This window comes from Rhodococcus sp. NPDC047139 (assembly GCF_040643435.1).
Taxonomy (GTDB): domain Bacteria; phylum Actinomycetota; class Actinomycetes; order Mycobacteriales; family Mycobacteriaceae; genus Rhodococcus.
On the sequence record NZ_JBEYUH010000008.1, the window covers coordinates 1 to 18335 of the forward strand.

At 66.8% G+C, this 18335-nt stretch carries 16 protein-coding genes; 8 read left to right on the forward strand and 8 right to left on the reverse strand.

What is annotated here, in order from left to right:
* Positions 1 to 130: 130 nt before the first annotated feature.
* The gene (gene rpsA / locus ABZ789_RS12235) at positions 131 to 1591 is read right to left on the reverse strand and encodes a 30S ribosomal protein S1 (RefSeq protein ID WP_358423928.1); all 1461 of its coding nucleotides are present in this window, start codon (positions 1589 to 1591) and stop codon (positions 131 to 133) included.
* Between the two features lie 218 nt (positions 1592 to 1809).
* Here rpsA and ABZ789_RS12240 point away from each other — a divergent pair, with 218 nt between their 5' ends.
* Positions 1810 to 2718 carry a class I SAM-dependent methyltransferase gene (locus tag ABZ789_RS12240; RefSeq protein ID WP_358423930.1) on the forward strand — a complete coding sequence of 303 codons (909 nt, stop codon included), beginning with the start codon at positions 1810 to 1812 and terminating at the stop codon, positions 2716 to 2718.
* An 8-nt stretch (positions 2719 to 2726) separates the two neighbouring features.
* Here the strand turns inward: ABZ789_RS12240 and ABZ789_RS12245 are convergent, their stop codons facing one another.
* The 4 genes from ABZ789_RS12245 to ABZ789_RS12260 form a co-directional block, all read right to left on the reverse strand.
* Positions 2727 to 3500, reverse strand: a complete 774-nt coding sequence (locus ABZ789_RS12245; protein WP_358423932.1) for an amino acid ABC transporter ATP-binding protein — start codon at positions 3498 to 3500, stop codon at positions 2727 to 2729.
* Entirely contained in the window at positions 3497 to 4483 is a 987-nt protein-coding gene (locus tag ABZ789_RS12250; protein ID WP_358423934.1) for an amino acid ABC transporter permease, read from the reverse strand. The genes ABZ789_RS12245 and ABZ789_RS12250 overlap by 4 nt, the downstream gene beginning before the upstream one ends.
* Positions 4484 to 4494: 11 nt before the next feature.
* Positions 4495 to 5361 carry an ABC transporter substrate-binding protein gene (locus tag ABZ789_RS12255; protein WP_358424287.1) on the reverse strand — a complete coding sequence of 289 codons (867 nt, stop codon included), beginning with the start codon at positions 5359 to 5361 and terminating at the stop codon, positions 4495 to 4497.
* Between the two features lie 106 nt (positions 5362 to 5467).
* Positions 5468 to 6556: an isocitrate/isopropylmalate family dehydrogenase gene (locus ABZ789_RS12260; protein ID WP_358423936.1), complete on the reverse strand. Its 1089-nt coding sequence runs from the start codon at positions 6554 to 6556 to the stop codon at positions 5468 to 5470.
* A 19-nt stretch (positions 6557 to 6575) separates the two neighbouring features.
* Here ABZ789_RS12260 and ABZ789_RS12265 point away from each other — a divergent pair, with 19 nt between their 5' ends.
* The 3 genes from ABZ789_RS12265 to trxA all read left to right on the forward strand — a co-directional run bounded on the left by ABZ789_RS12265 (position 6576) and on the right by trxA (position 8845).
* Complete coding sequence (locus ABZ789_RS12265) at positions 6576 to 7097, forward strand: 2'-5' RNA ligase family protein (RefSeq protein WP_358423938.1); 522 nt, start codon at positions 6576 to 6578, stop codon at positions 7095 to 7097.
* A gap of 229 nt (positions 7098 to 7326) precedes the next feature.
* Positions 7327 to 8334: a helix-turn-helix domain-containing protein gene (locus ABZ789_RS12270; RefSeq protein WP_358423940.1), complete on the forward strand. Its 1008-nt coding sequence runs from the start codon at positions 7327 to 7329 to the stop codon at positions 8332 to 8334.
* 139 nt (positions 8335 to 8473) lie between these two features.
* A complete protein-coding gene (gene trxA / locus ABZ789_RS12275) occupies positions 8474 to 8845 on the forward strand; it encodes a thioredoxin (protein ID WP_358423942.1) in 372 nt (123 codons plus the stop codon).
* Between the two features lie 62 nt (positions 8846 to 8907).
* On the opposite strand, the gene polA is transcribed toward trxA, so the two are convergent.
* Entirely contained in the window at positions 8908 to 11631 is a 2724-nt protein-coding gene (polA, locus tag ABZ789_RS12280; protein WP_358423944.1) for a DNA polymerase I, read from the reverse strand.
* Positions 11632 to 11883: 252 nt separating this feature from the next.
* On the opposite strand from polA, the gene ABZ789_RS12285 reads away from it, so the two are divergent.
* Genes ABZ789_RS12285 through ABZ789_RS12300 form a run of 4 tightly spaced genes read left to right on the forward strand, consistent with a single transcriptional unit; the run spans position 11884 to position 16095 of the window.
* Positions 11884 to 13248 (forward strand): branched-chain amino acid ABC transporter permease, encoded by a 1365-nt coding sequence (locus ABZ789_RS12285; RefSeq protein ID WP_358423946.1) that lies wholly within the window; start codon positions 11884 to 11886, stop codon positions 13246 to 13248.
* Between the two features lie 3 nt (positions 13249 to 13251).
* A complete protein-coding gene (locus tag ABZ789_RS12290) occupies positions 13252 to 14241 on the forward strand; it encodes a branched-chain amino acid ABC transporter permease (RefSeq protein WP_358423948.1) in 990 nt (329 codons plus the stop codon).
* Positions 14234 to 15277 (forward strand): ABC transporter ATP-binding protein, encoded by a 1044-nt coding sequence (locus ABZ789_RS12295; RefSeq protein WP_358423950.1) that lies wholly within the window; start codon positions 14234 to 14236, stop codon positions 15275 to 15277. Before ABZ789_RS12290 ends, ABZ789_RS12295 begins: the two co-directional genes overlap by 8 nt.
* Positions 15274 to 16095 (forward strand): ABC transporter ATP-binding protein, encoded by an 822-nt coding sequence (locus ABZ789_RS12300; protein ID WP_358423952.1) that lies wholly within the window; start codon positions 15274 to 15276, stop codon positions 16093 to 16095. The genes ABZ789_RS12295 and ABZ789_RS12300 overlap by 4 nt, the downstream gene beginning before the upstream one ends.
* Positions 16096 to 16135: 40 nt before the next feature.
* Here the strand turns inward: ABZ789_RS12300 and ABZ789_RS12305 are convergent, their stop codons facing one another.
* Together ABZ789_RS12305 and ABZ789_RS12310 are read right to left on the reverse strand one after the other, a co-directional pair.
* Positions 16136 to 17470 (reverse strand): ABC transporter substrate-binding protein, encoded by a 1335-nt coding sequence (locus tag ABZ789_RS12305; protein WP_358423953.1) that lies wholly within the window; start codon positions 17468 to 17470, stop codon positions 16136 to 16138.
* Between the two features lie 187 nt (positions 17471 to 17657).
* On the reverse strand, positions 17658 to 18272 hold the full coding sequence (locus ABZ789_RS12310) for a response regulator (RefSeq protein ID WP_358423955.1): 615 nt from the start codon (positions 18270 to 18272) through the stop codon (positions 17658 to 17660).
* Positions 18273 to 18335 lie beyond the last annotated feature (63 nt).

Here is an 18335-nt window from a genome sequence, read left to right on the forward strand (position 1 = left end):
GCCAGATGGTTACCGAACCGGTCGCAGTCCTCCGCAAACGACATGATCGTCGCAACCTCTCGTTGAGAGTGTTGCGACGATCATGTGAACCCGCCGTGTGGTGCGGGGCCGTCCGTGGGAACGATATCTATCAGGCGTTGCCCGACAGCTTCTCGCGCAGAGCGGCGAGCTGGGCGTCGCTCGCGAGCGATCCGCCGCCGGTCTCCGGTGCAGCCTCGGCACCCGACTCGGACGAGTAGTTGCCACCGGACGTGCCGGCTGCAGCCTCGGCGGCCTCGTCGGCAGCCATCTTCTCGATCTGAGCGGTGTGCATCTTGTGGCGACGCTCGGCCTCCGCGTAGCGGGACTCCCACTCCTCGCGCTGCTTCTCGTAGCCCTCGAGCCATTCGTTGGTCTCGGGGTCGAAGCCCTCGGGGAAGATGTAGTTGCCCTGCTCGTCGTAGCTGTCGGCCATGCCGTACTTCGACGGGTCGAACTCGGCGGTGTAGTCCTCGTTCGCCTGCTTCAGCGACAGCGAGATACGACGACGCTCGAGGTCGATGTCGATGACCTTGACCATCGCGTCGTCGCCAACCGCAACGACCTGGTCCGGGACCTCGACGTGGCGCTCGGCCAGCTCGGAGATGTGGACGAGGCCCTCGATGCCCTCTTCGACGCGCACGAACGCACCGAACGGAACGAGCTTGGTGACCTTGCCCGGCACGATCTGGCCGATCGCGTGGGTCCGGGCGAACTGACGCCAGGGATCTTCCTGGGTGGCCTTGAGCGACAGCGACACGCGCTCGCGATCGAGATCGACGTCGAGAACCTCGACGGTGACCTCGGTGCCCACCTCGACGACCTCGGACGGGTGGTCGATGTGCTTCCAGGACAGCTCGGAGACGTGCACGAGGCCGTCGACACCGCCGAGATCGACGAACGCGCCGAAGTTGACGATGGAGGACACGACGCCCTTGCGGACCTGGCCCTTCTGGAGCTGGTGCAGGAACTCGCTGCGGACCTCGGACTGGGTCTGCTCGAGCCATGCGCGGCGCGACAGGACCACGTTGTTGCGGTTCTTGTCGAGCTCGATGATCTTGGCCTCGATCTCCTTGCCGACGTACGGCTGGAGGTCGCGGACGCGACGCATCTCGACGAGCGAGGCGGGCAGGAAGCCGCGCAGGCCGATGTCGAGGATCAGGCCGCCCTTGACGACCTCGATGACGGTGCCCTTGACGGCCTCGTCCTTCTCCTTGAGCTCCTCGATCGTGCCCCAGGCGCGCTCGTACTGCGCACGCTTCTTGGACAGGATCAGACGGCCTTCCTTGTCCTCCTTGGTGAGAACAAGAGCCTCGACCTCATCGCCCACCGACACGACCTCGTTGGGGTCGACATCGTGCTTGATGGAGAGCTCGCGGGACGGGATGACGCCTTCGGTCTTGTAACCGATGTCGAGCAGCACCTCATCGCGATCGACCTTGACGATGGTGCCTTCGACGATGTCGCCATCGTTGAAGTACTTGATCGTGGCGTCGATGGCGGCGAGGAAATCCTCGGCGGAGCCGATGTCGTTGACGGCTACCTGCGGCGAGGTGACGGTGGTGGAGGCCATGTGTTGAGTTGCTCCGGACGGGTTGATAGTCGGTTGGTCAAATGCGGTCGGGCACGTGAATCACTCACTGCGACAAGGCGATGCGCGAATCACGGCGAGCTACGTCGATCGACCTCGGGCCGAACTGCGGACACTCGCGATCACCAGGCTACGCGCCCGGGGGGGAGCCGGGCAAACCGATGTCGTTGTGTCCACCCCGACCCACTAGTCTCGAGCACATGCCCGGCTCCGAGAACATCCCTGTTTCAGACCCCTCCGACGAGCCGACGGGAACCGACGACGACACCGGCCGGCATGCCGTCGCGGAAGCGATCCTCGGCGAGACCCGGGCGACCCGGACCCGGCTCGGCTCCCGTGAGAGCGAGCACGCCAACCGGGTGTGGTGGGACGCCGACACCGAGGACTACCACCGCACCCACGGCGAATTCCTCGGCGTGGACTCCGCCGACGGGGAGTTCGTGTGGTGCCCCGAAGGTCTGCACGAGGCAGACGTGGAACTGCTCGGCCCGGTCGCCGGGCGCGACGTCCTCGAACTCGGGTGTGGTTCCGCCCCCTGCGCGCGCTGGCTGGCGGGACAGGGGGCCCGAGTGATCGGACTGGACATCTCGGCCGGGATGCTGCGACGCGGTCTGGCCGCGATGTCCACCTCCGGGCCGATCGTCCCGCTCGTGCAGGCCGGCGCCGAGAATTTGCCGTTCGCCGACGCGAGCTTCGACATCGTGTGTTCGGCGTTCGGCGCGGTGCCCTTCGCCGCCGACTCCGCCCGTGTCATGCGCGAAGTCGCACGGGTGCTGCGGCCCGGCGGACGATGGGTATTCTCGGTGAACCACCCGATGCGGTGGATCTTCCCCGACGACCCGGGTGAGCAGGGCCTGATCGCGATGTTCCCCTACTTCGACCGGACCCCTTACGTCGAGGTCGACCCGACGGGTCGCGCGACCTACGCCGAGCATCACCGCACCGTGGGAGATCGGGTGCGCGAGCTCGTCGCCGCAGGTCTCGAGGTCTACGACATCGTCGAGCCCGAATGGCCCGAGCATCTGGACCGCGAGTGGGGGCAGTGGAGCCCGCTGCGCGGCTCCATCTTCCCCGGCACCGCCATCTTCTGCAGCCGTAAACCCGGCTGAGCCGGGCATCACAGCAACCGGGACAGGAACTCCCGGGTGCGGCTCTCCTTCGGGTCGGCGAGCACCGTGCGGGGATCACCGGACTCGACGACCACGCCGTCGTCCATGAACACCAGCTGGTCGGCGACTTCCCGCGCGAATCCCATCTCGTGGGTGACCACGACCATCGTCATGCCTCCCTCGGCGAGATCGCGCATCACCGCGAGCACCTCACCGACGAGTTCGGGGTCGAGGGCGGAGGTGGGCTCGTCGAACAGCATGAGCTTGGGGTCCATGGCGAGCGCGCGGGCGATCGCCACGCGCTGCTGCTGTCCACCCGAGAGCTGGGCGGGATAAGCGTCGACCTTGTCGGCCAGTCCCACCCGTGCCAGCAGATCCCGCGCCTTCTCGATGGCGACGTCACGGTCGACCTTCTTCACGAGGATCGGTGCCTCGACGACGTTCTCCAGCACGCTGCGGTGCGGGAACAGATTGAAATGCTGGAACACCATGCCGATGTCGCGCCGTTGCCGCGCGGCGACCCGCGGATGGAGTTCGTAGAGTTTCGATCCGCGCTCGGCGTAGCCGACGAGCTCGCCGTCGACGTACAGGCGACCGGCATCGACGCGTTCGAGGTGGTTGATGCATCTGAGGAAGGTCGACTTGCCCGATCCGGACGGGCCGATCAGGCACGTGACCTGGCCTCGCCCGACCTCGAGCGAGATGCCCTTGAGCACCTTGACTGCACCGAAGCTCTTGCAGACCCGATCGGCCCGCACCATCGGCGTGTCGACGGACGTCATAGATGTTCCTCCCCGGGTGCGCCGGGCTTCGGCGTCGGTTTGCCGGCCTCGGTGACCGGTGCGTTCTGTGCGTCGGCGAGTGCCTGCAGCTGACGTGCGGTGAGCTGCCGGCTCAACCCCTTCGAGTAGTACCGTTCGAGGTAGTACTGGCCGATCATGAGGATGCTGGTGATCGCGAGGTACCAGGTGGCCGCGACGAGAAGCAGCGGGATCGGCTGGAAGTTCGCCCCCGAGATGTCGCGCGCCCGTCCGTACAGTTCGAGGCTGTAGGGCACCGCAGCGACGAGCGAGGTCGTCTTGAGCATGCTGATGAGCTCGTTGCCGGTGGGCGGGATGATCACCCGCATCGCCTGCGGGAGCACGGTGCGGCGGATCGTCTGCGACCACGACATCCCGAGTGCGGTGGACGCCTCGACCTGCCCTTCGGGCACGGACGTGATGCCGGCCCGCACGATCTCCGCCATGTACGCCGCCTCGTTGAGCGCCAGGCCGATGACGGCGAACAGGAACGCCGCGTTCAGGCCCTGCACGTCGATGTGGACGAACTGGTGGACGAACGGGATCCCGAGGTCGATCTGCTTGTAGATCGACGGGAACAATCCCCACAGCACGAGCTGCACGTATACGGGGGTGCCGCGGAAGATCCACAGATAGAGCCAGGCGACCGAGCGCAGCACCGGATTCGGGGACAGTCGCATCACGGCCAGCACCACGCCCAGCGCCACGGCGATGACCATTGCGAGGACCGTCAGTTGCACGGTCTTCCAGGCGGCGGCGGTGATGCGACGGTCGAACAGGTACTGGACGTAGATGTCCCAGCGGTAGGCCTCGTTGGTCGCCGCGCCCCATGCGAACAGCCCGAGGGCGATCAGGATGATCGCGCCGGCGATCCATCGTCCCGGATGCCGCAGGGGTACTGCACGTATCGGTTCCGGTTCGTCCGGTCGCGGTTCCGCGGATCTCGCGGACGTGGACTCGCTCATGGTTCCCTCTCTCAGCTCGTCGCGCCGTTGATCTGCGACCTGGTGATCGTGCCGTCCTCCATGCCCCAGCGGGCGGCGATCTCGCCGTAGGCACCGGAATCGATCAGGTACTGCATCGCCTGCTGCAGCACGGGAGCGAACGGCGAACCCTTGGCGACGACGAATCCGTAGGGCGCGGCGTCGAAGATCTCACCCGCCGGTTCGAGGCGTCCTTCGCTGCGGGAGATGACGTAGGCCGTGACCGGAGAGTCTGCGGACAGCGCGTCCACCCGGCCGAGAATCAGAGCGTTCGCGGCCTCGTCCTGGCTGTCGTACTTGACCTTGTCGATGGGCGGGAGCCCGCGAGCGACGCACTCCTCGCTCTTGGCCGGGACCTCCTCGATGTCCTCGATGGTCGTGGTCTGCACCGCGACTCGCAGGCCGCACGCGTTGTCGGGGTCGACGGGCTCGCCGGTGCGCTGCGCCCACTGCACACCGGCGCTGTAATAGGTGACGAAGTCGACGGATTCCTCTCGTTCCTTCGTGTCGGTGAAGGACGACGATCCCATCTCGAAGGTTCCGGCCTGGACCGCGGGGATGATCCGGTCGAAGTCCGATTCGTCGAAGACCGCCGTCAGCCCGAGGACGTCACCGAGGGCCTGGACGAGTTCGACGCCGAAGCCGACGATGGTTCCGTCGTCGTCCTTGAACTCGTTGGGGGCATACGGGACGTTCACCCCGACCTCGAGGGTTCCGCCGTCGGCGATGTCGGGGGGCACCTGATCTGCGACTGCGTCGACCTTCTCCGCCCGGATGCGCTCGCCCGGTGGGATCGTCGACTCCGTGTTGACCACGCACCCGGCCGTGAGGGCGAGCACGACCGCCCCTCCCGCCAGCACGGCCGACGTCCGGACACGACCGCGACCGGACGCTCGGCGGGTGTGCACTGCTCGATTCACAGTCGCACAGTATCCAACCGGGGGTGGGGGCGAATGCAACTTGCGTTCAGCCCCCGAGGCGTGCGACCACCCCGGTTGTGAACTCCGCCGTCGACGCCGTGCCACCGAGGTCGGCGGTGGCGATGCCCGCCGCGACCGTGGTGCGGACGGCGTCCTCGATGCGGCGGGCGGCTGCGGAGAAGCCGATGTCGACACGAGCGCCGAGGCGGTCGAGAAGCATTGCCGCGGAAAGCATCAGCGCGATGGGATCGGCGCGCCCCTGCCCCGCGATGTCCGGTGCGGCGCCGTGCGCGGCCTGCGCCATGGCCTTGGTGCGCGAGGCGTTGATCGATGCGGCGGTGCCGAGCGAGCCGGACAGTTCGGCGGCGAGATCCGACAGGATGTCGCCGAACATGTTCTCCGTCACGATGACATCGAACTCGTCGCCTCGACGCACGAGCAGTGCGGCCATCGCATCGACGTGCTGGTCGTCGACGGTGACCCCCGGATAGAGACGCCCTACCTCTCGGCACACGTCGCGGAACAGACCCGTCGTGAGAGCGAGCACGTTCGCCTTGTGGACGATGGTGACGTGTTTGCGGCGCCGCGAGGCAAGGTCGAAAGCGGTGTGGGCGATGCGTTCGCAGGCGGCACGGGTGATGACTCCGATCGCGAGCGCCAAATCGGGCGTGGGCATGAATTCGCCGCTGCCGACGGCCATGTTGCGGTCGGCGTAGAAGCCTTCGGTGTTCTCGCGGACGACGACGAGATCCATCTTCGGCGAGAGGGCCGGTGCTCCCGGCAACGCGCAGGCCGGACGGATGTTCGCGTACAGGTCGAAGTGCTTGCGGATCCGTCCGCCGGGGGTGAGCTGTCCGCGGAACTCCGGCGGGTACGAGGCACTGTCGTGAGGACCGAGGATCCACGCGTCGAGGCCGGCGAGGGCGTCCAGGGTCACCTGCGGCAGCGGGCTGCCGTGGGTGTGGATCGCGGTGGCGCCCACGGGCAGCGGTACCCAGTCGATCGCCGCTCCCCCGGCTGTTGCGACCGCCGCATCGACGACAGTGCGGGTGGCCGGAACGATCTCGGGACCTATGCCGTCTCCTTCGAGAAGACCGATGCGGTGGCTCCGAGGTGTTGCGGTGGCGTCGGTCACCCGATCATCATTGCCTACCGTGGTCCAATCGGTGGAACTCCTCCTCGACGCCCCACTCGATGCGGCGGTGCGGGACGAGTGGGCCCGCCTGCTCGACGCAGGTATCCACCACAGTCAAGGGCGCGTCCGGTCCGAATCCAACAGACCGCACGTGACGCTGTTCGTCGCCCGGATACTGCCGCCCGAACTCGAGGACGCGACACGGGCGGCGATCACGGTACGACGGCTCAGCCTGCGACTGGGGGGTGTAGTGGTCTTCGGTGGACGGTACGCAACGCTGGCCCGCACGGTCGTGCCGTCGATCGAACTGCTCGAGCTGCACGCGCGGATCTTCGAGGTGCTCGCGGGGTGCTCCGGTGTCCCGGAGCACATCCGGCCGGGTGAGTGGACACCGCACGTCACCCTCGCGCGGCGGGTGCCGGCAGCGCGGGTCGGGGCGGCCGTGATCGCGGCTCAGACTCCCGAACGGCAACTGGCCGGGTCGAGCGCGGGGGTGCGGCGCTGGGACGGCGAGGCGAAGCGGGAGTGGTTGCTCACCTGAGCGGTGGGCGGCCGAGCTCAGAAGCGGAAGTCGCCGAACTGCGTCACTTCCCGATGAGTGTCGGGCGTGCGTCCGGTGAGCGCGAGCACGTCGAGGAGAAGGAAGGTCACCAGGAGCACGAAGACCAGCAGGATCATGCTTCGAGCCTGCTGCCTCGCGAGCGCGCCCGACAGTGGCAGAATTGTCGGAAAGCATCGTTTTTCTGCCATCGAGCTGTCACACTGGTTCCGTGTCCGGAACAACGGCAACCACCGGCAGGCTCGAGAAGGTGGCCGTCCCCCTCCTTCCCTGCGTGGAGACGTTCGAACTCGGTGTGGCATGCGAGGTGTTCGGTTTCGACCGGTCCGACGACGGCCTGCCCACCTACGACTTCCGCCTCGTCGCAACAACGGCAGAACCTGTGCGGACCCGGTTCGGATTCACCATCGACGCGCCCCACGCCCTCGATGCCCTCGACGACGCCGACCTGATCCTGCTGCCGGCCGTGGACGGCGGGGCCCCGGGCCTCGACGACGAGCGCCTCGAACCGTTCTTCGCGAAACTTCGCGCGGCGGTCGACCGCGGCACGCGCGTGGCGAGCATGTGCACCGGGGCGTTCGTGCTCGGGGCCGCAGGACTGCTCGACGGGCGGCGCTGCACGACCCACTGGAGGCATGCGGAACGCCTCTCCCGGATGTACCCGAGGGCGCAGGTCGACCGGGACGTGCTCTACGTCGACGACCACCCGGTTCTCACGTCCGCAGGCACCGCCGCCGCCATCGACCTGTGCCTGCACATCGTGCGCACCGCGCAGGGATCCCACGTGGCGAACACGATCGCCCGGCGCATGGTCGTACCGCCGCACCGCGACGGCGGACAGGCGCAGTACGTCGCGATGCCGCTGCCGGAATGCGAGGACGAGTCGCTCGCGCCCCTGCTCGACTGGATGAGTGCGCATCTCGATCAGGAACTTCCGGTGGCCGCGCTCGCCCAGAAGGCACACATGTCGCCGCGCACGTTCGCGCGCCGCTTCGTGGCGGAGGTCGGGGTCACACCCGCCCGCTGGCTCCGCGACCAGCGTGTGCTGGCCGCCCAGCGACTGCTCGAGGAGACGGACCTGCCCGTCGACGTGGTGGCCGATCGTGTCGGTTTCGGCGCCGCTGCCGTGCTGCGTCAGCATTTCCTGCGCCTGCGGCAGACCACCCCGCAGGCCTACCGCCGCACCTTCCGCCGTCCCGGCGCACCGGTGGGCGTGTGACGCATCCCTCCGTTCGGCGCTCTCGATGCCTCCCCCGAAGATGTGCCGTCACGTAGCGTGGCGGAAGGAAGACGTAACGGGAAGAAACGACGGCGGCCGGATGTTGGATCCGTCGACACGCCCGACCGAAAGGATTTCCGTGGCAACCACGACTCTCACCCAGCAGACCTTCGACGAGGTCGTCACGAGCAACGACATCGTGCTCGTGGATTTCTGGGCCGATTGGTGCGGCCCCTGCAAACAGTTCGCTCCCACCTTCGAGGCATCGTCGAACAAGCACCCCGACGTCGTGCACGCGAAGGTCGACACCGAAGCCGAGCAGGCCATCGCGGCGGCGGCGAACATCCGCTCGATTCCCACCATCATGGCGTTCCGCGAGGGCATCCTCGTCTACAACCAGGCGGGCGCGCTCCCGCCCGCAGCGCTCGAGGATCTCGTGACGCAGGTCAAGAACCTCGACATGGACGACGTGCGCAAGCAGATCGCCGAGGCTCGCGCAGAACAGGGCTGACCTGCTCTCACCGACGGCGCCCGCCCCTGCACCGGGGCGGGCGCCGTCGTGTGCACCCGGGCTCAGTGTGCGGCGGCGTCCCAGCTGCGGCCGTAGCCGACCGACACCTCGAGCGGCACCGACAGTTCGATCACCGAATCCATCTTCTCGCGCACGAGTGCCTCGACCTGCTCGCGTTCTTCGGAGACCACCTCGAGAACGAGTTCGTCGTGCACCTGCAACAGCATCCGCGAGCGCAGCCCCGCCTCACCCAGGGCGTTGCGCACGTCGATCATCGCGACCTTGATGATGTCGGCGGCCGTGCCCTGGATGGGAGCGTTCAGCGCCGCGCGCTCGGCGATCTCCCGGCGCTGCCGATTGTCGCTGTTGAGATCGGGCAGGTACCGCCGTCGCCCGTACAGCGTCGAGGTGTATCCGACCTTGCGGGCCTCCTCGACCACGTTGTACAGATAGTCGCGCACCCCACCGAACCGGGTGAAATAGGCCTCCATCTGTTCGCGGGCCTCGTCGGTGGAGATCTTCAGCTGCTGCGCCAGACCGTACGCGCTCAATCCGTAGGCGAGCCCGTAGGACATCGCCTTGACCCGCCGGCGCAGTTCGGGGGTGACCTCCTCGAGCGGCAGACCGAAGGCCCGCGACGCGACGAAGGTGTGCAGATCCTCGCCGGTGCGGAAGGCCTCGATGAGTCCCTCGTCGCCCGACAGGTGGGCCATGATGCGCATCTCGATCTGGCTGTAGTCGGCCGTGAGCAGCACGTCGAAGCCGTCACCTACGACGAAGCCGTCGCGGATTCGGCGACCGGCCTCGGTACGCACGGGGATGTTCTGCAGATTCGGCTCGGTCGACGACAGTCGTCCCGTGGCCGCGATGGTCTGGTTGAAGGTGGTGTGGATGCGGCCGTCGTCGGCGATCGACTTGATCAGTCCGTCCACGGTCGTCTTCATTCTCGTCGATTCGCGATGCGCGAGGAGATGCTCGAGGAACGGGTGCGCGGTCTTGTCGAACAGGCTCTGCAGTGCGTCCGCGTCGGTGGTGTAGCCGGTCTTGGTCTTCTTCGTCTTCGGCATCTCGAGTTCGTCGAAGAGCACCACCTGGAGCTGCTTCGGCGAACCGAGGTTGATCTGCTTACCGATGACCTCGTAGGCGGCGTTCGCCACGGCAGCGACCTCGGCGGCGAACTCCGACTGCAGGTCGTACAGATGTGCGGCGTCCACGGCGATTCCGGTCGCCTCGAGTTCGGCGAGCACCTCGAGCAAGGGAAGTTCCATCTCGGTGAGCAACCGGACGGATTCGATCTCCTCGAGTTCGGTGTCGAGGGCAGCGGCGAGGTCGACGACGGCACGCGCCGCGAGAATCTGGTTCTCGGCCGCCTGCGCGTCTGCCGCATCCTCATCGTCGAGCAGCGACAATTGTTGCGCTCCGGTATCTTCCACCCTCAGTTCACGCTTGAGGTAGCGCAGCGACAGATCGTCGAGCTTGAACGAGCGCTGCCCCGGCCGCACCAGATAGGCCGCGAGTGCAGTGTCGCTGGTGATACCGGCCAGCGACCAGCCGCGTCCACGCAGCGCGTGGATGGCGGGCTTGGCCTCGTGCACGGCCTTCTCCACCGCAGGGTCCGCCAGCCACGCGGCGAGGGCATTCTCGTCCTCGGGGGTGAGCGCCACGGTGCTCACATAGGCGCCTTCCCCGTCGGCGCCGGCCACGGCGATCGCGCTCGCATCGCCCCCGTAGGGGGTGCCGGTGCCCACGACGGCGAGGCCGTGGCGTCGACCCGCAGGGGCGTGCTCGGCCAGCCAGTCGCCGAGCGCGCCCGGCTCGACGATGCCGCCGCGAACCTCGAAGCCCTCCTCTGCCTCGGGCTCTGCCGAGGAGAGGGTTTCGAACAGCCGGTCGCGCAGCACCTTGAACTCGAGGTCGTCGAACAACCGATGGATCCGGTCGCGGTCCCACGGGGCCAGGGCGAGCTGTTCGGGGGTGTAGGGCACGGCCACGTCGCGCACCATCTCGGTGAGCTGGCGATTGAGCAGCACGTTGGACAGATTCTCCCGCAGGGCGTCGCCGGTCTTTCCGCGCACCTCGTCGACGCGGTCGACGAGCTCGCCGAGACTTCCGTACTCGCGAATCCATTTCGCGGCGGTCTTCTCCCCGACGCCGGGGATTCCCGGCAGGTTGTCGCTCGGGTCGCCGCGCAGCGCCGCGAAGTCCGGATACTGCTCGGGAGTGAGCCCGTACTTCTCCTCCACTGCTTCGGGGGTGAACCGGGTGAGGTCGGACACCCCGCGCCGCGGATACAGCACCGTGATGTCGCCGTTGACCAGTTGCAGCGCATCGCGGTCGCCCGTCACCACGAGCACCTTGAAGCCTTGGGCGTGCGCCTGGGTGGCGAGGGTCGCGATGATGTCGTCGGCTTCGTAGCCCTCGATGGCCATGACCGGGATGCCCATCGCACCGAGCACATCCTTGGTGATGTCGATCTGGCCCTTGAAGTCGTCGGGTGCGGCACTGCGCTGAGCCTTGTACGCGGCGAACAGTTCGGCGCGGAAGGTCTTGCGGCTGACGTCGAATGCGGCGGCGACATGCGTGGGCTGCTCGTCGCGCAACAGATTGATGAGCATGGAGGTGAACCCGTAGACCGCGTTCGTGGTCTGCCCGCTGTGGGTCTTGAAATTCTCGGCCGGCAGCGCGTAGAACGCGCGGAAGGCGAGGGAGTGGCCGTCGAGGAGCAATAGGGTCGGGCGGTCGTCGGCGGCCGCAGTGGACGTCGTAGAAGTGGATGCACGGGTCACGCGTGCCAGTCTAGGGACCGGCGACGACAGCGTCGGCCGGACCGTCCGACCTGCAACTCTCCGGGATGGTGATGTGGTCGTTCCCTGGGGAAATGAGACCGAAACGTCCGGGTGATCAAGTTTTTCCCTGAAGTCCCGTTTCAGCCGCTAGAGTCCCCTGTCACGAGACCGAGGCCCGGCATCATCGCGGTTCGGGTGATGCCCGGGCGCAATGCTGCGCTCGAGCACAGCGCACCAGCCGGAAGGACCTGTGTGGCCCCAACTTCGGGACGTCAGCGACCACCGAGATCGACATTTCGCCGAACGGTCGGAGCCGTACTCGTCACCCTCGCGAGTGCCCTGTTCTTCTTCCTCGGCGCCGGATTCTCTTCTGCACAGGATCCTCCCGACCCGCCCACGACCACCGCGCCCGCGTCCCCCGGGGGCGAGGAGACGGCGGAGGGCACGACGGTCCGCGGAACCCTCAACAATGCCGGTGAGCGCCTGGAGGGGGTAGGCGTCCGCGCCACGACGAGTACCGGTGAGGTGGTTGCGGAAACCGAATCCGCCGATGACGGACGCTGGGAGTTGACCCTGCCGCCCGGAACCTACATCTTCGAGGTGGACGCCGAGAGCCTTCCCGACGAGGTGACCGTCCAGACTTCCGTGACACGCGAGGTGACGGCGGGCCGGGCGAACACGGTGATCTTCTCGTTCGGGGAGGCACGATCGGGTTCGACGGTGTCCTGGGGCGAGACGTTGATCCGAACGCTGATCGACGGTTTGCGATTCGGGCTGGTCATCGCTATCGCCGGGGTGGGGCTGAGTCTCATCTTCGGCACCACCGGCCTGACAAACTTCGCTCACGGCGAGTTGGTGACCCTGGGCGCGGTCGCGGCGTGGATCTTCAACGTCACCGTCGGCATCCAGCTGATCCCGGCCACGATCCTGGCGGTAGTGGTCGGCGTGATCATCGGTTTGCTCAACAACTCGTTGATCTGGGCTCCGCTCCGGCGTCGCCGAACCGGCCTCATCGCGCAGTTGGTGGTGTCGATCGGATTGGCGATCTCGCTGCGCTATCTCATCCTGGCCTTCTTCTCCGACCGAACCCAGCCGTTCGACGATTACCAGGCCCAGAGACAGCTCGTCTGGGGACCGATCGCGATCACTCCGGTCAACCTCGCATGCATCGTGATCAGCCTCGTGGTGCTGGTCGGGGTCGCATTTCTGCTGCAGCGCACCAGGATCGGCAAGGCGATGCGGGCGGTGGCCGACAACCGGGATCTCGCGGCGTCGTCGGGCATCGACGTCGAGCGTGTGGTCCGGTTCGTGTGGGGCCTCGGTGGTGGGCTCGCAGCGCTCGGCGGGGTTCTGTTCGGACTCTCCGAACTCGGCGGGCGCGTGCAGTGGGAGATGGGATTCAAGCTGCTCCTGCTGATGTTCGCCGGCATCATCCTCGGCGGCCTCGGCACCGCCTACGGTGCGCTGGTCGGATGCGTCGTGGTGGGTCTGCTCGTGCAGTTGTCCACTCTGGTGATCAATCCCGACCTGAAGTACATCGGCGGTCTGCTCGTGCTCATCGTCATCCTGGTCATCCGCCCCCAGGGCATCCTCGGCAGTCGGACAAGGATCGGGTGATCCATGGATCTCGTTGCAGTACTACAAATTTCCTTTGCCCAGCTCATCGGGCCATCAGCGATCTTCTACGCGCTGCTCGCGATCGGCCTCAACCTGCACTTCGGTTACGCCGGTCTGCTGAATTTCGGGCAGATCGGGTTCGCATTGCTCGGCGGCTACGGCGTGGGCATCATGACCGTCACCTACGACCAGCCGTTGTGGGTAGGTGTCCTCGTCGGACTCGCACTGGCGGGTCTGCTCGCGCTCGTCCTCGGCATTCCCACTCTGAGGTTGCGCGCCGACTATCTCGCGATCGCAACGATCGCGGCGGCGGAGATCCTGCGTCTGGTCTTCCGCTCCACCGCGTCCGACTCGGTGACCGGATCCACGCGCGGCCTGTGGGGATTCGCCGACCCGTTCACCTCTCTGAGCCCGTTCGATTCGAGCCGCCAGTACAACCTGCTGGGGATGCGGTTCTACGGCGACGACCTGTGGGCGATGGTGGTCGGCTGGACGCTCGTCCTGCTGCTGTGCGGCCTCGTCTATCTCCTGTCGCACAGCCCCTGGGGGCGGGTCCTCGAGGCCGTACGCGAGGACGAGGACGCGGCCCGGGCGCTCGGCAAGAACGTCTTCGTCTACAAGATGCAGGCCCTGGTGCTGGGCGGCATGATCGGCGGCCTCGGTGGCATCTTCAATGCGCTGCAGACCAAGTCGATCAATCCCGACTTCTACTCGACCGCCCAGACCTTCTTCGCTTTCGGCGCCCTCATCCTCGGCGGCGCGGGAACGGTCTTCGGACCGGTGCTCGGAGCGATGCTGTTCTGGTTCCTGCTCACCCTTCCCGATGCCTTCCTGCGGCAGGCGATCGCCGGGCCGGACCCGCTGCTTCCGCTCACCGAACAGCAGGTCGGAGCGATGAGGTTCGTACTGCTGGGCATCCTCATCGCGGTGCTGATGATATTCCGGCCGCAAGGCATCCTGGGAAGCAAGCGGAAGGTGCAACTCGATGCCTGACACGACCCCATCCGATCCACCCGCATCCGGGCAGCCCCGGACCGGCTTCACCGCGGACGAACGCGCGGCGTTGTTCGCCGACGTCGCCCACACGCCCGGCTCCGCCAAACCCGATCCGATCCTTGTCGTCGACGGCCTGTGCCGCACCTTCGGCGGACTCAAGGCGGTCGACGTCGGCCATCTCGAGATCCAGCGGTCCTGCATCACGGGACTGATCGGCCCGAACGGTGCGGGCAAGACCACCCTGTTCAATCTGCTCACCGGCTTCGACCGGCCCGACACGGGCACATGGACGATGGACGGTGTCCCGCTCGGCCGGCTCCACCCCCACCAGGTGGCGCGCCACGGGATCGTGCGCACCTTCCAGCTCACAAAGGCACTGTCGAAGATGACGGTCCTCGACAACGTCCGCCTCGGCGCCCGTCACCAGACCGGTGAGCGCATGGCGGGCGCACTCCTGCCCTGGACGTGGCGCGGGCAGGAACGGCAGATCACGGCGCGCGCACAGGAATTGCTCGAAAGGTTCGGCCTGGCAGCGAAGGCCGACGACTTCGCCGGCTCACTGTCCGGTGGGCAACGCAAACTGCTCGAGATGGCGCGTGCACTGATGACCGAGCCGACGGTCGTGATGCTCGACGAGCCGATGGCCGGGGTGAATCCGGCGCTCACGCAGACCCTGCTCGGACACATCAAGGCACTGCGCGACGACGGCACGACCGTGGTGTTCGTCGAACACGACATGGACGTGATCCGCGACATCTCCGACTGGGTGGTCGTGATGGCGCAGGGCTCGGTGATCGCGGAGGCACCTCCGGACGCACTGTCCTCCGACCCGGCCGTGGTCGACGCCTATCTGGGCAGTCATCACGACCAGGCGCTGGAGTTCGACGAGGACGGCAACCCCGTCGGCGCGACCGCCGAACTGGCCGATGCTCTCGCCGATGCCGAAGCCAAGACCCTCGAAACCGGCGGCGACTTGTCCGACCCCGATGTCGCATCGACGGACCCGCCGGCGAAACCCCTGGAGAAGCCGTGAACGACAACATCTCTCCCACACCTGGCACCACACCGGCCGAGCGCGCCGCGAGCCCGGAGGAACACGCCCGTCTCGCCACCGACGCACTGCTGCGCGCGGACGACCTCGTGGCCGGTTACTTCCCCGGTGTCGACATCCTGCGTGGCTGCAACTTCTATCTGCGCGACGGTGAGATCGTGGGCATCATCGGCCCGAACGGGGCCGGCAAGTCGACCCTGCTGAAGGCATTGTTCGGGCTCATCCCGGTGCGCAGCGGCATCGTCACGCTGGACGGGGATCCGATCACCTCGGCGCCGGCGCACACCCTCGTGCGCAAGGGACTCGGTTACGTACCGCAGACCCGGAACGTGTTTCCCTCACTGACCATCGAGGAGAACCTCGAGATGGGAATATATCTGCGCCCCAAGGACTTCGAAAAGAATTTCGAGAGGGTGGCGTCCCTGTTCCCGTTGCTCGCCGAACGCCGGAAGGTCAAGGCCGGGGCCCTGTCGGGCGGGGAACGTCAGATGGTGGCCATGGGGCGGGCTCTGATGATGGAGCCGTCGGTGCTGCTGCTCGACGAGCCGTCCGCCGGCCTGTCGCCCATGTTCCAGGACGAGGTCTTCATCCGGTGCAAGAAGATCAACGCGGCGGGCGTGTCGATCATCATGGTCGAGCAGAATGCGCGTCGCTGCCTGCAGATCTGCGATCGCGGATATGTTCTGGACCAGGGCCGCAACGCCTACACCGACACCGGCGCCAATCTCATGCGCGACCCGAAGGTCGTGGAATTGTATCTGGGCACCCTGGCAGGCAGCCGCGAGAAGCCGAGGGGGTGACCGCCGGTCGGCGGTCACCCCCTCGCTCACGACGTTCGGATCACTCCGCGCCCACCACGATGTAGTCCTCCGTGGTCACCGTGTTGTCGGGACCGAAGACCAGCCGGCCGTACGAGCCCACGCCCGGCTCACCCGCGTCCACGAAGCTGAGTTCGCCGGTCACACCGTCGTAGTCGATGTCCGCGCCGGATCGGAGCAGATCCAGACACTGCTGGTAGGTAGTGCACTTCTCCCCGTCACGGGTCACCGAGTTGATGTTCGCGGCGATGTCCACCCCCGCGGTCGACCCCGCCTGAACGGCGGCCAGCGCCGAGACGACGACGGCGTCGTACGACTCGCCTGCGTAGTTGAAGTCGATCAGTCCGGGATCGACGCCGCGCAGGCGCTGCTGGAATTCCTCCCCGGTGTCGGTCAGCGGAGTTGTCCCTGCCATGCCTTCGAGCAGTCCGTCGGCGATGTTCTCGCCCAGTGCGTTACCCATGTTGCCGTCGACGCCGAAGACCGCCATACCGTCGGACGGACCGATGCCGACCTCGTGCATGCGGGTGATGATCTTCGCCGACTCTTCGAAACCGATGAGCGCCACAGCGTCCGGCGCGAAATTGGCCACCTGGTCGACCTCTGCGTTGAACGACTGCGCATTGGGGTCGTAGATGATCTTCTGGATCTGATCTTCCGGGACACCCGCATCGACGAGGTTGCTCACCGTGTTGTCGGCGAGGCCGGTGCCGTAGGGGTCGTTCAATGCCATGATCGACACTCGCTGCGCCCCGTCCTCGGCGATCAGCTGCGCAAGTGCCTGCGCCTGCAGCACGTCGGTGGGCGCCGTGCGGAAGTACAGTCCGCGGTCGGGATAGCAGACGAACTGGTCGGAGGTGTTCGCCGGCGAGAACTGCACCACGCCGGCGCTGACGATCTTGTCGATCACCTTGAGCGAGACCGACGACGAGGCGGCACCGATGATCACCTGTGTGCCGTTCGCGAGATGACGGTCGACGGTGGTGTTCGCGGTGTCGGTCGTCGTGTCGCCGGAATCACCGGGGAACAGTTCGACGGGCTGGTCGAGAACACCGCCCGCGGCATTTATCTCGTCGACGGCGAGCCGGACGGCGGCGACCTCCGGTGGCCCCAGGAAGGCGAGACTTCCGGTCTCCGGGAGGATCGTGCCGATCTTCAGCGGCCCCGTGACCGGAGTCGTCCCAGCCGTGGCCTGTGCCGGTTCGCAGTCGGTCACGACGGTCGATGCAGACGCCGACGCGTCGTCACCCGACGTCGTGCCCGACGTCGAATCATCGCTGTCCGAACCACACCCGGCGAGGGCGAGCGTCGCAGCACCGAGTACCGCTACGGCGCGGACCAAAGTCCGTCTTGCCATTCAACTCTCCTTCGAACGCCTGACTCCGCATCCGGCGGATTTCCGGATGTGGTCGAAACATAGCGGCCGAGAGGACCCAGCGATACGGACGGAAATCCTTGTGATACGACCGTTATCTGCAGGGCGGAGATTTGACGTCGTGGTAACGCGGCAGAGTGTTACGCCCACGCGAAACCGCTTCGGGCAACTACCCGTCGGCGTTTCCCCCGAGGGTCTCTAGAACGACGACGGCGACCTGCCTCATCGTGGTGCGGCGGTCCATCGCGGCCCGCTGGATCCACCGGAATGCCTCCGGCTCGGTCATCGCGTGCTTCTCCATGAGCAACCCCTTCGCCCGGTCGACGAGTTTGCGGGTCTCGAAACGCTCATTGAGACCGTGCACCTCGCGTTCGAGTTCGCGGAGTTCCGAGAAGCGGCTGACCGCGACCTCGATGGCGGGCACGAGGTCGGTCTTCGAGAAGGGCTTGACGAGATACGCCATCGCGCCGGCGTCCCGGGCGCGCTCGACGAGTTCACGCTGGCTGAAGGCTGTGAGAATCACCACAGGGGCGATGCGGCGCTGCGCGATTTCCGAGGCCGCGTCGATGCCGTCGCGGCGCGGCATCTTGACATCCATGATCACCAGATCGGGCCGGAGTTCTTCGGCGAGCTCCACGGCACGCTGCCCGTCCCCGGCCTCACCGACGACTTCGTAGCCCTCTTCTCGCAGCATCTCCACCAGATCGAGCCTGATCAGGGCCTCGTCTTCCGCTACGACGACCCGACGCGGAGTTGGTGTGCTGTCGTGCGGCGCGGAGGTCATTGTCGGGCCTTCCCCTCGGTACTGATGGGTCCCCGTTGCGGGGGTCGAACGTTCAAAGGGTAC